The sequence below is a fragment of the Undibacterium sp. Di26W genome (genome assembly GCF_049340265.1).
Classification (GTDB): domain Bacteria; phylum Pseudomonadota; class Gammaproteobacteria; order Burkholderiales; family Burkholderiaceae_D; genus Undibacterium.
Map to the genome: position 1 here is coordinate 1 of NZ_JBMPOR010000012.1, position 14,625 is coordinate 14,625.

16 protein-coding genes, 3 tRNA genes and 1 riboswitch are annotated in these 14,625 nt (G+C 52.4%); of the genes, 7 read left to right on the forward strand and 12 right to left on the reverse strand.

Annotation, left to right across the window (positions count from 1 at the left end):
- From ACO0LM_RS15210 to ACO0LM_RS15225, 4 genes are all read right to left on the reverse strand, one after another.
- Positions 1 to 524: GTP-binding protein (locus ACO0LM_RS15210; protein ID WP_423038126.1), on the reverse strand; the 524-nt coding region annotated here is incomplete at its 3' end.
- A 79-nt stretch (positions 525 to 603) separates the two neighbouring features.
- Positions 604 to 678 (reverse strand) — tRNA-Thr (locus ACO0LM_RS15215).
- 35 nt (positions 679 to 713) lie between these two features.
- Positions 714 to 787 (reverse strand) — tRNA-Gly (locus ACO0LM_RS15220).
- A 48-nt stretch (positions 788 to 835) separates the two neighbouring features.
- Positions 836 to 921 (reverse strand) — tRNA-Tyr (locus tag ACO0LM_RS15225).
- A 278-nt stretch (positions 922 to 1,199) separates the two neighbouring features.
- Here ACO0LM_RS15225 and ACO0LM_RS15230 point away from each other — a divergent pair.
- Entirely contained in the window at positions 1,200 to 1,805 is a 606-nt protein-coding gene (locus ACO0LM_RS15230) for a TetR/AcrR family transcriptional regulator (protein WP_423038127.1), read from the forward strand.
- Positions 1,806 to 1,853: 48 nt separating this feature from the next.
- Here ACO0LM_RS15230 and ACO0LM_RS15235 read toward each other — a convergent pair whose 3' ends face one another.
- Positions 1,854 to 2,600, reverse strand: a complete 747-nt coding sequence (locus ACO0LM_RS15235; protein ID WP_422984357.1) for an MgtC/SapB family protein — start codon at positions 2,598 to 2,600, stop codon at positions 1,854 to 1,856.
- A gap of 174 nt (positions 2,601 to 2,774) precedes the next feature.
- Positions 2,775 to 2,964, forward strand: a riboswitch (yybP-ykoY riboswitch).
- Positions 2,965 to 2,979: 15 nt separating this feature from the next.
- On the opposite strand from ACO0LM_RS15235, the gene ACO0LM_RS15240 reads away from it, so the two are divergent.
- The 3 genes from ACO0LM_RS15240 to ACO0LM_RS15250 all read left to right on the forward strand — a co-directional run bounded on the left by ACO0LM_RS15240 (position 2,980) and on the right by ACO0LM_RS15250 (position 4,817).
- Positions 2,980 to 3,552 (forward strand): TMEM165/GDT1 family protein, encoded by a 573-nt coding sequence (locus tag ACO0LM_RS15240; RefSeq protein WP_423038128.1) that lies wholly within the window; start codon positions 2,980 to 2,982, stop codon positions 3,550 to 3,552.
- 77 nt (positions 3,553 to 3,629) lie between these two features.
- Positions 3,630 to 3,992, forward strand: coding sequence for an arsenate reductase (glutaredoxin) (arsC, locus tag ACO0LM_RS15245; RefSeq protein WP_423038129.1), 363 nt, complete (start codon positions 3,630 to 3,632; stop codon positions 3,990 to 3,992).
- A 6-nt stretch (positions 3,993 to 3,998) separates the two neighbouring features.
- On the forward strand, positions 3,999 to 4,817 hold the full coding sequence (locus tag ACO0LM_RS15250) for a hypothetical protein (RefSeq protein WP_423038130.1): 819 nt from the start codon (positions 3,999 to 4,001) through the stop codon (positions 4,815 to 4,817).
- A 54-nt stretch (positions 4,818 to 4,871) separates the two neighbouring features.
- Here the strand turns inward: ACO0LM_RS15250 and ACO0LM_RS15255 are convergent, their stop codons facing one another.
- The 5 genes from ACO0LM_RS15255 to ACO0LM_RS15275 all read right to left on the reverse strand — a co-directional run bounded on the left by ACO0LM_RS15255 (position 4,872) and on the right by ACO0LM_RS15275 (position 10,574).
- A complete protein-coding gene (locus tag ACO0LM_RS15255) occupies positions 4,872 to 5,519 on the reverse strand; it encodes a LysE family transporter (protein ID WP_423038131.1) in 648 nt (215 codons plus the stop codon).
- Between the two features lie 91 nt (positions 5,520 to 5,610).
- On the reverse strand, positions 5,611 to 7,167 hold the full coding sequence (locus ACO0LM_RS15260; RefSeq protein ID WP_423038132.1) for an HDOD domain-containing protein: 1,557 nt from the start codon (positions 7,165 to 7,167) through the stop codon (positions 5,611 to 5,613).
- 91 nt (positions 7,168 to 7,258) lie between these two features.
- Positions 7,259 to 8,887 (reverse strand): tetratricopeptide repeat protein, encoded by a 1,629-nt coding sequence (locus ACO0LM_RS15265; RefSeq protein ID WP_423038133.1) that lies wholly within the window; start codon positions 8,885 to 8,887, stop codon positions 7,259 to 7,261.
- A gap of 230 nt (positions 8,888 to 9,117) precedes the next feature.
- The gene (locus tag ACO0LM_RS15270) at positions 9,118 to 9,315 is read right to left on the reverse strand and encodes a DUF2905 domain-containing protein (RefSeq protein ID WP_186946268.1); all 198 of its coding nucleotides are present in this window, start codon (positions 9,313 to 9,315) and stop codon (positions 9,118 to 9,120) included.
- An 86-nt stretch (positions 9,316 to 9,401) separates the two neighbouring features.
- Complete coding sequence (locus ACO0LM_RS15275; RefSeq protein WP_423038134.1) at positions 9,402 to 10,574, reverse strand: class I SAM-dependent methyltransferase; 1,173 nt, start codon at positions 10,572 to 10,574, stop codon at positions 9,402 to 9,404.
- Between the two features lie 56 nt (positions 10,575 to 10,630).
- On the opposite strand from ACO0LM_RS15275, the gene ACO0LM_RS15280 reads away from it, so the two are divergent.
- The 3 genes from ACO0LM_RS15280 (at position 10,631) to ttcA (ending at position 12,823) form a co-directional block, all read left to right on the forward strand.
- The gene (locus ACO0LM_RS15280; RefSeq protein ID WP_423038135.1) at positions 10,631 to 11,425 is read left to right on the forward strand and encodes an SDR family oxidoreductase; all 795 of its coding nucleotides are present in this window, start codon (positions 10,631 to 10,633) and stop codon (positions 11,423 to 11,425) included.
- A 14-nt stretch (positions 11,426 to 11,439) separates the two neighbouring features.
- A complete protein-coding gene (locus tag ACO0LM_RS15285; RefSeq protein ID WP_422977435.1) occupies positions 11,440 to 11,838 on the forward strand; it encodes a dihydroneopterin aldolase in 399 nt (132 codons plus the stop codon).
- 67 nt (positions 11,839 to 11,905) lie between these two features.
- Positions 11,906 to 12,823 (forward strand): tRNA 2-thiocytidine(32) synthetase TtcA, encoded by a 918-nt coding sequence (gene ttcA, locus ACO0LM_RS15290; RefSeq protein WP_423038239.1) that lies wholly within the window; start codon positions 11,906 to 11,908, stop codon positions 12,821 to 12,823.
- 244 nt (positions 12,824 to 13,067) lie between these two features.
- Here ttcA and ACO0LM_RS15295 read toward each other — a convergent pair whose 3' ends face one another.
- On the reverse strand, positions 13,068 to 13,484 hold the full coding sequence (locus tag ACO0LM_RS15295) for a DoxX family protein (protein WP_423038136.1): 417 nt from the start codon (positions 13,482 to 13,484) through the stop codon (positions 13,068 to 13,070).
- A 221-nt stretch (positions 13,485 to 13,705) separates the two neighbouring features.
- Positions 13,706 to 14,611: a pirin family protein gene (locus ACO0LM_RS15300; RefSeq protein WP_423038137.1), complete on the reverse strand. Its 906-nt coding sequence runs from the start codon at positions 14,609 to 14,611 to the stop codon at positions 13,706 to 13,708.
- Positions 14,612 to 14,625: the final 14 nt, after the last annotated feature.

Here is a 14,625-nt window from a genome sequence, read left to right on the forward strand (position 1 = left end):
GCGGAACCTTGAATGATAGGCAGGTCGTCGCCCGGGAATTCGTATTTGGACAACAATTCGCGAACTTCCATTTCAACCAGTTCCAGCAATTCAGCGTCATCTACCATGTCGCACTTGTTCAGGAACACGATGATGTAAGGAACGCCAACCTGGCGGGCCAACAGGATGTGTTCGCGGGTTTGTGGCATAGGACCGTCTGCTGCGGAGCAAACCAGGATCGCGCCATCCATTTGTGCCGCGCCGGTGATCATGTTTTTAACATAATCAGCATGGCCTGGGCAGTCAACGTGGGCGTAGTGGCGAGCGGCTGTTTCGTACTCAACGTGGGCTGTATTAATTGTAATACCGCGCGCTTTTTCTTCTGGTGCTGCATCGATCTGGTCGTAGGCTTTTGCTTCGCCGCCGAATTTTTTCGACAGAACTGTCGCGATCGCTGCTGTCAGTGTGGTTTTGCCGTGATCAACGTGACCAATTGTGCCTACGTTTACGTGCGGCTTGGTGCGCTCGAACTTACCTTTTGCCATTTTGGACTCCTAACGATTTTGATGAGAATGCTCAGGCACGCGCCCGACAAATCAGACTTGAAAACACCAGACTAAACTTTGGTGCCCTTGACGTGGATTGAACACGTGGCCTCTCCCTTACCAAGGGAGTGCTCTACCACTGAGCTACAAGGGCAGCTTGTTTGCGCAAAAAAACCGCGCAAGTAAAACTGGAGCGGGTGAAGGGAATCGAACCCTCGTCATAAGCTTGGAAGGCTTCAGCTCTACCATTGAGCTACACCCGCAAAGGCCACCACTTCAGCCGCTAATTTCTAAATTCAATTCTTTACCTGTGGTGGAGAGGGCTGGATTCGAACCAGCGTACTCGCAAGAGAACAGATTTACAGTCTGTCGCCTTTAACCACTCGGCCACCTCTCCGCAGGGAACCCCGAATTATGGAGATGTCCGACCAAACTGTCAACACCTATTTGAGAATTTGCACCTCAATCCCACTCCAAACGGGTCAAAAATTGCTCTTAAGCATATGATTTTATTCATTTTTACCACAAGATACCGAATTACCATCTTTTGCAAAAAATCTCAGCTGCTATTTTTGGTCTGTTTTTTTGGGCTATCGGCACGGATGATCAACAGGAAGTTTTTCCCGCCGCGCCGATGTCGCTGTATCATGCAGGCAAATCATTTGCATATTTACCATGGCGCGCACACAGGCTTCCGACCACCAATTGCAACGCGATGAAATCCTGGAGCGGGCGGCGCAGGCCTTCGCCAGCCACAGCTATCCCGGCACCTCGATGAGTTTGCTGGCACAGGCTTGCGGCACCTCCAAAGCCAGGCTATACCACTACTACGTCAGCAAGGAGGCGATACTCTTTGATCTGCTGGACCGTTACACCAAAGTACTGATCCATCTGGCAGAAACCCATATTGAGCTGACCGAACTGATTGCCGCCTTTCTGGCGGAATATGAACATTCGCAGACCAGGCATATTGCCCTGCTGAACGATGTGAAATTTCTGGAAGAACCGCAAAGACTGCTGATACTGGATGCCCAGAGAAACATCGTGAACCTGTTCGCCCTAGCCATACAGCGCCGCTTTCCGCAACGGACAGATGCGCAAAACCGCAGCGCCATCACCATGCTGCTGTTCGGTATGATCAACTGGACCTTTACCTGGCTGAAACCGCAGCAGGAAAGCGACCAGATGTCCTATGCAGACTTTGCCGTACTGGTCACCCGGATTTTCATACACGGCATGGAAGGCTTGCCAGAATTACCGGCGGATGATCAATCAGCCTGAGCGGCTGATCCGGCATCCTGCTGTTATTCCCAGACATATCAGGTTAGGCTAATTTCTCGCATGAGCGAGATGGTAATTTTCTATACCGTCAAACGCCCCTAGTTCCGTCGCCAGCCCGCTCAAACGGGTGGCCAGCTTGCGGCTGATGGCCACGGCGACGAAACGCCACTCTATACGCCCTTCCTTGCAACTGATGGTCAGTGTACCGACGGCAATTTCATAGCCACGCGCCAGTGCCAGTCTGCGCAAAGCATCTTCATTCGGATTAAAGCCGGGCCGGAATTGCATGGTGATAGATACCGCAGGCCTGGAAGGTAACCAGGATTCCAGCTTGTAGACCCAGATCATGCAGGCCGCCGACAGCATTGCCAGCAAAATGGCTGCCGCATAAAAACCGACCCCGACCAGCACACCGATGGCAGATGAAGCCCATAAAGACGCTGCCGTCGTCAGGCCACTGATGGTGAAGCCTTCGCGCATGATGACGCCGGCCCCCAGAAAGCCGATACCAGTCACCACGCCCTGTATGGTGCGCGAAGGATCAAGATTCACCGGCGACAGTGCGCGTCCGCCAAACCAGAAATCAGGGTAACCCGCAATCACCACCAGCGCTGCGGATGCCATGCAGACCAGGCCATAGGTGCGCATCCCGGCCGCGCGCCCATGGTAGGAACGCTCATACCCCACCAGGAACCCGAGCAACATGGCACCTGTCAGATTCATGAAAATGATCAGGTTGGCATGCAGCTCGGACTGAGACCAGAAATGCATGGCATAGCTATAAAATGATTCCATAAAATATTATCTATATAATTTATCAAGTCATGGCTCCCAGTGTAGCAAGTCGCCCAGAGATCAGCCAGACAAACAACGACTGTACACCCAAAATTCCAACGGGGTTCACCACGGCAAGGTTTGCCCCAGATTGCGAAATAAGCGCCAAGCTGCGTTATAACGTTATAATGCGCCCTCACATTCATTGGGGAGTAGCCTGCTTCAGCTGCGGCTGAAGAAAGCGCATCAACATACTTGGCCGGCTGGCCATGGTGCGTTTAGGCCCGACAGTAAGTCGCTGTCAGGTTGGGGCAAGACCTTTGATAGTTATATTCTGCTGACCAGGGATGGGGCGGGATATGGCTGTCATTGGTTAAACGGCCCCATCCCGCACATCATCATGGAAGCTTTCCTCGTCTCTACTCTGGCCGTCACCATAGGTGAAATTGGCGACAAGACCCAATTGCTGGCCTTATTGCTGGCAGCCCGTTATAAAAACCCCTTGCCTATCGTGCTGGGCATACTGGTTGCCACGCTGCTCAATCACACCCTGGCCGGTTTGCTGGGGCAATGGGTCGCCAGCCAGTTTGACCCCACCCTGTTGCGCTGGCTATTGGGCCTGTCATTTCTGGCGATTGCCGCCTGGACCCTGAAGCCGGACAAGATGGAAGATGAAGGTATCGGCGAGCAGCCCTATGGCATCTTCATGCTGACCTGCATCACTTTTTTTGTGGCTGAAATCGGTGACAAGACACAACTGGCCACCGTCGCCCTTGCAGCCAAATACAGCAACCTGCCACTGGTCATTGCCGGCACCACGCTGGGCATGCTGATCGCCGATGTGCCCGCCGTATTTCTGGGCAAGATTGCAGCACCCAATTTTCCTTTTAAACTGCTACGCTGGCTGGCGGCAATCGTGTTTGCCATACTGGGCGTGCTGGTCCTGGCAGGCATAGGTCAGGGCTTTTATTGAAAAACACCATCGTGGCAGGCAGCGACACATAAGGCTGCGGCACACGGTGGATTTACCAGGAACGACACCTATCAACGATGATAACGATTTACCATAATCCACGCTGTTCCAAATCCCGCGAAACGCTGGCTTTGCTGACCACCATTGGCGAAGAACAGGCACTTGCCTTAAATGTCATTGATTATCAAAAAAATCCTCTAAATTTTGATGAACTGCAACAAATATGCATCGCACTGGGCGACAATCACGTGCAGGCCATGTTGCGCAATAATGAAGATGAGTATGCACGCCTGAAGCTGGATCATGCCGATACGACAACGGCCTTGCAGGCCATCGCTACTCATCCACATTTGCTGCAAAGACCTATCGTGACTTACCAAAATAAAGCGGCTATCGGACGTCCGCCGGAACACGTCCTGTCCCTGTTCAAGAAAGCCTGAGCCGCCATGTCAGAATTTAAACTTGCCGCTGGCAGCCACGTCAAATACGGCTGCATCTCGACTGAACTGTATCCCATCCTGCGCCAGGGTCTGGCGGCAGATATGCCCAGGCAGGGTTTCGATCAAGCCACAGCACCGGCACAGGAAGCTATACCTGCGCGTGGCATCATGGTCGGCGAACTGATGGCGTATTTTGCCGCCTGCGCCGCATTTTGCAAGGCCACCAGCGCACTGCATCAAGACAACGAACAAGTCATGGGAAGCTTTGTCAATGCCCTGCAAAGCCAGCATGGCGAAAAACCGCAGATGGCAGAACTGGAAAACATTGCTTTGACCGCAGGCTTGCCGGTCATACTTGAAATCGAGCTGGCAGAAGACTGCATCATCGAGGCAGACCATCAATTCACAGATGCAAGCGAAGCCGAAAAAAGCTGGAAACTCTGGCGTAGTGGTGCATTGCTGCGTGAAGGCGGGATACCGGCCAGCTGGATCAAGAAATTCTATTTTCCGCGCCTGCTCGACTATCGTGACGCCACCAGCTCAAAGAACCCGCGTACGCTGGAACAGACTACCGACTGTGCGTTGATGGTGGGTGGCCTGATGCAGGTATGGCATAAAGACACACCAGCCGATTTGCTGCATGCTTTTCGCAAGCAATATGGCCGCATCAATTTCTCGCAACACAGTAATTTTGATGACACGGCGCTGGAACGTTTTTTCAATCTGAATTCCATGCTCGATCCTGCCACTCGCCTGTTGAATCAAATGACAATCTGGCAAGATATCGATGCGCTGGCAAAAAAACAGCAAATTCCTTTGATGTAGACTTGCAGCGTCGCCGCTGGCTAGTCAGGCTAGCCAGCGGCCATTCTTATGCGCTTAATTGGCAGGACTGCGCTTCACAAAAAACAGCGCAGTACCTATTGCCATCAGGATGCCGCCAAAGAAACGGTTCTGGCTTTTCAACCATTTCGGATCACGGAAATAGCGCTGCATGCTGGAAGCGGCGTAGGCATAACCGTGCATCACCACCAGGTCTATCGCACACATCGTCACACCCAGTATCAGCAGCTGTGGCAGCAAGGGTGCGCCATGGGAAATAAACTGCGGCAATACCGCCACCATGAAAATAATCCCCTTGGGATTGGTGGCATTCGTCAGGAAACCGATGAGGAAACGTTTGGACATGGCCGGTGCCTGGGTGCTGGTGACCTGCTCGGTTTCTGCCTCATTCACCACATCCACCCGTGCGCGCCATTGATTGATGCCGAGATAAATCAGGTACAGCGCACCCACCGTCTTGACAATGCTGAATGCAAATTCGGAAGCCATCAACAGGGAACCGACGCCAGCCCCGGCGATGGCCAGTATCAACAATAAACCGGCCTGCAAACCCATGATGGTTCCGGATGCTTTTTTCACCCCATAATTCAGGCCATGCGACATCGACAACACCGCGCCCGAGCCAGGTGAAACCGCGATGACGCAAGCGGCAAAAAAGAAGGTGAGCCAGGTAGTGAACTGCATGAAGTGCCCCGTGAAAAGTAAACGCCAGCCATTGTAACCCGTAGGCTGACAGTGTGCTTTTCGTCATCATGAATGGCAGGATGGCTACCTGCTAACCGCGCATCATGGCAGCCAGCAATTGGCTCTTGAGAGTCTTGATCAGCGCGGTCTCATCCGGTGGTACGCCCTCATCTGCACTCACTGCACGGTCTGCATAGAACAGGCCCAAGGGTTTTTTCTGTATCACCAGCGGCAGGATGATGAAGCTACGCGCATCGGGCAGCAAAGTGCGATGCCATTCAGGCAGTAAATTCTGTATCTTGGGTACCGAGGCATCGGAAATCATCAGGTCGACATTATTCACCATGGCCAGATGAAACAGGTTCTGGTCAGGCTTGCCGGGAAAAGCAAAACCCTTTTGTCTTTCCACATAGTTTTCACCTATTGCCAGGCGAGCGACATAGCGCACTGATTGCAGATCACGCAGGCACACCGTGGCAAAGCGGAAGCCCATGCTGCTGTACAGGGTTTCCAGCACCAGCAGTATCAGGTCATTCAGTTTGAAGGATTCGGACGCCAGCATCTGGGTCACATCCTGCACGCCTGCCAGCAGCAAATCACGCGCATGGATGGGCTTGCCGCTGGGGTGACGCTGGTCGTTCTGAATCTCGCCGCTGTCGTAATCCTGCATCAGCAATTCATTCGGCACACCATTCAAATCCGAACCGTCGCTGTCACCGGTATGGATGTCAGACATGGCAATGTCCATGCTCTTGGCCAGTTGGCGTGTTTCCAGCTCCACCCTGCCCAGCATCTCATCCAGCATGGCCTGATCCAGTTCCAGGGCTTTGCCATAACGCTGCAACAGGGGGCGTGCTTTTTCCGTCATGTTGCCGCCCCCGGCAGTCATGATCACGGATGCCAGGGCATCACTGAAGCTGGCGACCTGGCGCAGCCATTCGGCACGGTTATTGACTTTTTTCAGTTCGCCGGCTGGCAAGGGTGCCAGCGATTGGATGATGGTGTCGGGTATTTTCCATTCCTGCAGGGCCAGTTCACCAAAACGCTCGTAGCTGCAGCCAAGTAATACGTCACTGGCCTCCTGGGAGCTGGTCTTGCCGGTTTGCAGCATCGCCTGTATGCGGCTATATAAAGGATGATCGAAAGAAGCCACCAGGATTTTTCCGACATTTTTGAACAGGGCAGCAACCGCTGCTTCTTCCCCATCCTGGAAACGCCCACGCTGGGCCATTTCACGCCCGACTATGCTGGCGCACAGGGCCTGTATCAACTCACGTCTGACACTGTTGGCGTGGCTTTTATCCTTGAAACAATCGACCAGCAACATCGCCATGGCACTGGTTTTGATACTGTTAAAACCGAGCAGGAATATGGCCCTGGAAATGGTAGTGACCGGTGCGCCAGAACTGGTGCGGTAATGGATGGTATTCGACAGACGCAGGATTTTCTGCGTCAATGCCACATCGGCAAGCACGAAATGCGCGAGTTTGGCGACTGGGTCTTCGCTGGAAGAAGTAATTTCCACCACTTTGGTAATTGACACTCCCAAAGTAGGTAAATTGCTCTCTTCATTGATTTTTACCAGTAAACGGTCACGCGCAGATTCCGGCGCATGCTCGTCGAGGTGAACAGAAGGTTGAATTGCCATGATCTCCGCAGTTGCTCTTCGCAGTTGCTATTTGCAGTCGCTATTATTTCAGAACCCGTTCCTGCTGGAGGAATGAATTCCAAATACGTTTTTATTTGGCCATGCGTACTGTAGTGATGCCGTACTTCTTCTGTAATTCATCATACAAGCCGCGGATTGCCTTCAGACGCGGATTCATGGGGTCGAGCCGACGTGCCGACTCAATCAGATTACGCGCCTGCTCACCGGTAGCCTGATCCCAACCCATGTTTTCCAGACATTTCAGGGCAGCCAGTGCCGCATTCAATACTACCTGCGGATTGTCTGGTGATTTACGGGCAGCAGCACTCATCAGTTCGACCGAGCCACGGAAATCGCCCTGCTTAGCTTTTTGCACACCCAGGGCCACCAGGTCCATCACCTCTCGCTGACTGCGTTGCGCCAGTTCCTTGCCGATATGGCCCTTGCCAGCGCTTTCAAACACCCCCATCGCACGCGACATGACGTTTTGGTCACTGGCGTTTTTCATTACATCCAGAATAATTTCGGACGCATTATCTTCCAGATCATTTTCGAGGCAACTTTTTGCCAGACCCAGCTTGGCATCGGTGGACAGACCAATGTCTTCTCGCGAAGCGACTACCGCTGCCCCCAGTTCTTCTGCCAGCCGCACATCGCCGGTCTTGGCATGCACCATGGCAGCAGAAATTGCTCTGACGGCGGCAGTTTTCTTCAGGCCCGACATGTTTTTTTCCAAATCGCGTATAACAGACTTGGCCTGCTCGGTATCGCCTTTCTTGACCAGGGCACTGACCAGGTTCATATGATCTTCAGGATCACGGAACTCGGAAAACTTGGCCTTGCTAACTACTTTTTTCAAGACATTTTCAGCAGTTTCTATATCACCGGTTTCCAGCGCGATTTTGCCCAGCTTGCGCAAACGCCGGACCGCGTGGGGCGAAACGCCGACAGCAATATCCAGAACATCCTTCGCCTCAGGCAACTCACCAGCCACTTCATGGGTCTTGGCCAGCCAGTCATAGGCATCCATGTACTTGTCGTTTTCAGCCACCAGGTTTTTCAGTATTTCTTCGGCTTCCTGGTATTTTCCCTGCATGAACAAGGTCTTTGCCAGACCCAGGCGAGCCCAGGCGACCGCTTTTAACTCAAATAAATATTTATATAATTCTTCGGCTTCTGTCGCTTCACCGTGAATGACATGCAATTCCGCCCGCAGGCGCATGAAGTCAATCGCATATTTGGGATGGTCGCGCTCGCCGTGGTGGCAGGCCATGATGGCTTCGGCCACAGCGCCCTGCTCCATCAGGTTATGCACGTCGACAAAGGCCTTGCGTTTTTCCAGTGCACGGATGACACGCTCCAGCAGCATGTCGGCAGTAAAGGGTTTGAGCAAATAATCAGAAGGTGCCAGTTCAGCCGCGCTGACGACCTTGGCATACGAACGTTCTGCCGTCACCATGATGAAAATCGTGGATAAGGGAGCCAGCTTGTGGTGGCGCATGTCTTCCAGCAGTTGCTGGCCATCCTGGCCAACGCCAAGATCGTACTCGCACAGAATCAGATCAAAGACCTTGGCTTGAATCGCGCGCACTGCCGTACCGGCGGACAACCCATGTTCTATCTTGGTAATGCCGCACAGATTCAGCATATTGTGCAAACTGACCCGCATGCCAGCATGCGGTTCAATGAGCAATGCCCGAATGTCGCTGAGTTCGCTCATTTCAACCTTTAGCGTAATTATTGTTTAATTATTATTTTATATCGCTGTCAGGCATGCCGCCCCCATCTCCCCGGGTCAGCACAGCCTCCAAATAGAAAGAAGTCTATTTCATTATATTAAAGTGACGGCGCATTCATATGGAAACTTTACCCCCAAGCAGCGACATTATTGCAAGGGTTTAACATATTTAATAGATTTGGGTGCGCCACGCACGCTTTTGCAACAGCTTCTTATTTGAAGATCTTCGCCAGCAGCAAGACCAGTAGAGAAATCAGGATGGTCGAGGCGAAAGGAAATGAAAAAGTCCGGCCAAACAGGCGGAAACGCAGATCACCCGGCAGGCGGCCTATGCCGAATTTTTCCAGCCATGGCAATAAGCTGGAAAAGACAACGACGACAATGAAGATGGTCACAACCCAGCGCAGCAAATGAAACTCCAGATCAAATTGTTTTGCACACTTATCGATAAATTTCCATGCGGAAACCTACCAGAAATATTTTTGACGACAGCCCATCATAAGCGATGGCTGCGGTCCAGGCGCAGTAAATTTTCCGGCAGTTCCAGCTGGTGGCCTACGATCAAAACTTTGAACAACTCACCCATTTCTGCCGGCGAAACCAGTTTTTGTAATGCGTTTGCCAGTGGCAGATACTGCATGGCCTGTTCTGCCGGGGTCCGTGCCAGCAAATCTGCAATACCCGTGCTCATCAAAAATCCGGCCTGGCTGCTGTAGTTCAGCAGTTCCAGTCCGCCTTCCAGTGCGGCCCTGGCCATGGCAGTAAAATCGACGTGGGCAGTAATATCCTGCAGGCCGGGCAGGTAAAATGGATCGGGATGGGCATGATGCCGGTAATGGCACATCAGGCTGCCTTGCAGTCGTTGCGGATGATAATACTCTGCAGCCGGAAAACCGTAATCGATGAAGATGGCAGCCGTAGCGCCCTGGCTTTTAGCCAGCATCCTGGCCATACTGCGCATGAAACCACTGGCCACCGCATGTACTTCAGTCAGGTAACCGACCGGCAGTGCAGCGGCATCCGGGATTTGCGCAATCTTGTCCGGATGACAAACCTGTCCTGCCTGTTCACGATAAATCAGCCTGGGGACGCTATCTTCATCGACCACTGCGACGCCAACCTCACGCCAGCCATCCGCAGTCTTGATGACCAGGTCCACCGGCATGGCATCCAGCACCTCGTTTCCCAGTACCAGACCGGAAAAAGAGTCTGGCATTTCTTGCAACCAGGCCACCTGCGGGAAGTCTTTCAACAATTCTTCCTGACGTGCACGCAGCTCACCAGACAATTCCACGATAAAATAGCGATCTATCGCTATTCCAGATAATTGACATTCCGACAAAAAATCGAGCGCGAGCTTACCTGTACCAGCGCCGAATTCCATGATTTCGGGCCGGGTTTGGGTAAAAATGTGGCTCGCCAGTGTAGCCAGCGCTGCACCAAACAAGGATGACATTTCCGGTGCAGTTGTAAAATCACCGTCTTTGCCCAGTTTGGTGGCACCACCGCTGTAATAACCCAGGTCCGGCGCATACAGTGCCAGTTCCATGTAACGCGAAAATGCTATCCAGCCCTGATGCTGGCGGATGTCGTCGATAATCAGTTGTTGCAGCGCAGATGAAGCAGCCAGGGCATCATCGCCCGGCACAGGTAGAGATAATTTATGCATAGCCGCATTGTATTAAAAACGCACTAACTTCTGTTAAGAATTTCCATGAGTGAATTATGACCAGCAATAGCCAGGCAAGCCGCACAGCACTGATTACAGGTGCCGCCAAACGCATAGGGCGGCATATCGCCCTGCATATGGCGCAGCAGGGCTGGGATATTGTTGTCCATTATGGCAATTCGGCGGAAGATGCGCAGACACTGGTGACAGAAATTCAGGCACTGGGCCGCTGTGCCCACGCCTTGCAGGCCGACCTTGCCAATGAAGCAGCAACACGGGCCCTGCTACCGGCCGCAATTGCCGTCATGGGCAACATCGACTGCATCGTCAATAACGCCTCGCTGTTTGCAGAAGACGACGTGCACAGTTTCAGTCAGTTGAGTCTGGATAAGCATATGCACGCGAATCTGGCAGCGCCGCTGATCCTGGCGCAGGCACTGCATGCAGCCACCGCAAGCGACCGGCAAGCCTGTGTCATCAACCTGCTGGACCAAAAACTGGTTAACCTCAATCCCGACTTTTTGTCTTACACCCTGTCCAAGGCCGCCCTGCAATGCGCGACCACGACGCTGGCACAAGCGCTGGCACCGACCGTACGGGTAGTCGGTGTGGCGCCCGGCATCACCATGGTTTCCGGCCACCAGAGTACGATGGACTTCCAGCAGGCGCATCAGGTGACGCCGCTGGGCCGATCGAGTACGCCGGAAGATATTGCCCGTACCATCTGTTTTCTGGCTGACAGCCCTGCTATCACCGGCACCACGGTACTGGTGGATGGCGGCCAGCACCTGATTCCCTTGCAGCGCGACGTCATGTTTCTGGCGACTGCCAACAACCCTATTCCATCTTAATCATCAGGACCATTATGTTATCCATCCTGCACCATCCCCAGCTCGCCGATTGCCGCCGCCTGTTTTTGCGTGATTATGAAATCTCCATCAACATCGGCGTGCACGAGTTCGAGAAAAAAGGCGAACAACGTGTGCTCTTCAATGTAGACCTGTATATCCCGCTGGCCTTGTCCACACCAAAAAATGACCAACTGGAAGAAGTCGTCGATTATGATTTCATGCGCTGCACGATCGCAGACCGCATTGCCAAGGGCCATGTACATTTACAGGAAACCCTGTGTGATGATGTTGCCAAGATCATGCTGGCGCATCCGCGCGTACGCGCAGTACGCATCTCCACCATGAAGCCCGATGTCTACCCTGATTGCGAAGGCGTAGGCGTGGAAGTATTCCAGATCAAAACCGATATTTAAGTCCGAATTTAAGCCCGAATTTAAGCCTAATCTAAAACCTATCATGCAAGCTCTGACTGAAACATTGATGGAAGCCCCGGTGGAAGTAAAAACCACGGCCAAATCACAAGAAAAAATCACTTACGAAAACAATAAGCTGCACAAGCGCTTATGCCGTCTGGTTGGCCAGGCGATCGGTGATTTCAATATGATAGAAGAGGGCGACAAGGTCATGGTCTGCCTGTCCGGTGGCAAGGACAGCTATGCCCTGCTGGATATCCTGATGACCCTACGTGAACGTGCGCCGATCAACTTCGATATCATCGCGGTCAACCTGGATCAGAAGCAACCCAACTTCCCCGATCATATTCTGCCAGCCTATCTGGAAAAACTGGGGATTCCCTACCATATCGAAAATCAGGATACCTACAGCATCGTCAAGCGCCTGATACCGGAAGGCAAAACCACCTGCTCACTATGCTCACGCCTGCGCCGCGGTATTTTGTACCGCGTGGCGGATGAACTGGGTGCGACCAAAATCGCCCTCGGCCATCATCGCGACGATATCCTGGAAACCTTTTTCCTGAACATGTTCTTCGGCGGCAAACTCAAGGGCATGCCGGCCAAGCTGCAATCCGATGACGGCAAGCACATCGTCATCCGTCCGCTGGCCTATGTGAAAGAATCTGACACAGAACGCTATGCCGAAGTGAAAAACTTCCCCATCATCCCGTGCGACCTGTGCGGCTCGCAAGAAAATCTGCAACGCAAGCAGATCAAGGGCTTGATGCGCGAATGGGACAAGAAATTTCCTGGCCGCGTGGATAATATTTTTGCTTCGCTGTCTACCGTTGCACCTTCCCATTTGATGGACAAGAAGCTGTTTAATTTTACTGATTTGAAAATTGATGGTGAAGCAAATCCAAATGGTGACATCGCTTTTGACGACGAACCTTGTGCGACACCGGCGAGCGGCGTGATTTCTCTGCATCTGGATCAGGATTGAAATAATATTCAAAACTGATTCCCCTGAAATATTGAAATATTGAGATACGGAATTATCTCAGTTTTTCTCTGATTTTTCCTCAGCAAGCGACGAAGACCGTACGAATCGTACAGCTTATGCCAACAGCGAGAACTACAATACAAAGCGGTATTCTTTTCGTAAGTCTAAAAAAACAGCAGATTACCTTACGGAAAATCTGCTGCTGAAGGAGGCCCGAGGGAACGGGAAATCAATTCTTTCTTGCTCAGCCTTTACGAGCATCCAGGCTCCAGCCACCGCTGCCGTGTATCAGCACATACAAGAGGCCGCCGCTCATGGAGATATTTTTCATGAAATGTATCATCTGGTTTTGTGCTGCATCGGCCGGCACACCCCAAAAGCCATGGAAGATGAAGGCAGCAGCCAGCGTGAACAAGATCATTGCTGCGGCCGCCCAGCGTGTGCGCCAACCGACGATGACCATGATGCCACCACCCAGTTCCACCACGATGGCAGCAATTGCGCCCAAGGCAGGCAAAGGCAAGCCCTTGCTGGCGATATAGCCGACAGTCTGTTCAAAGCCCGCAATCTTGCCCGCACCGGATGCCACGAAGATCAGGGCAATCAATACGCGGGCGATGAAGGAACCGAAGACGGGTCCTATGGTTTCTGTTTGTTTCATTTTTTTTCCTTATATGTAGATTCTTATTTCGTTGATTCGTCATAGTAAAAGGCAGTTTCGTAGGTTGGGCTGCGGGGTATCAGCCCAACACTCGGCCTCAAAATAACGTATACGTTTATTAAACGCCCAGTGTTGGGCTGGTAAACTCTAGCCTAGCGAGGTCCGGCCCAACCTACAACGACAAGTTCCTTCGTCCGTGAAAATAAGGCTTAACTCTTATATCAGGCAACATCCGCCAACTTACCCTCACGAAAATCACTGATCGCTTTAAAAATTTCCGCCTGGCTATTCATCACAAACGGACCATACTGCACAATAGTTTCACCAAGCGGCTGACCAGCAATCAGCAACAAGCGGCTATCCACCTTGGCCTCAATCACCACACCATCTGCATCCGGTGATTTTTTCAATATCGCCATACGCTGTACGGGTACATCGCGCCCGGCTATCTGCACTTCACCTTCATACACATACACAAAGGCATTAAAGCTGGCAGGCAGGCTTTGTGTAAAACTGCTGCCGGCTGGCATATGGATATCCAGATACAGCGGCTGAGTAACTTCACGCTGCACGGCACCTGCCACACCATGGCTGCTACCGGCGATGACACGTACTTTGACACCGGCTGCTGTCAGCAACTCAGGGATGCTATCGCTTTGAATATCGCGGTACCAGGGCGCTATCATCTTGTCCTTGGCGGGCAGGTTCAGCCATAACTGGAAGCCTGCCATGCGACCCTCTTCCTGTTCCGGCATTTCTGAATGAATCACACCACGACCTGCGGTCATCCATTGCACACCACCGTTTTGCAGCAAGCCTTCATTACCGGCACTGTCGCGGTGGCGCATGCGACCAGCCAGCATATAGGTAACAGTTTCAAAACCACGGTGTGGATGGCTGGGGAAACCGGCGATGTAGTCACCTGCCTCATCACTGCCGAAGGCATCCAGCATGAGGAAGGGGTCCAGCCGGTACTGCAGTGGCTGCGTCAATACCCGTGTCAGCTTGACACCGGCACCATCCGAAGTAGGCTGCCCTGCTACCAGTTGCTCTACCGTGCGTGAATTTGTTACTTGTTCCGCCTGTTGAACTGCTGTATTGCTTGCGACTACATCTGTCGTTTCCATGATCCATCGTCCTT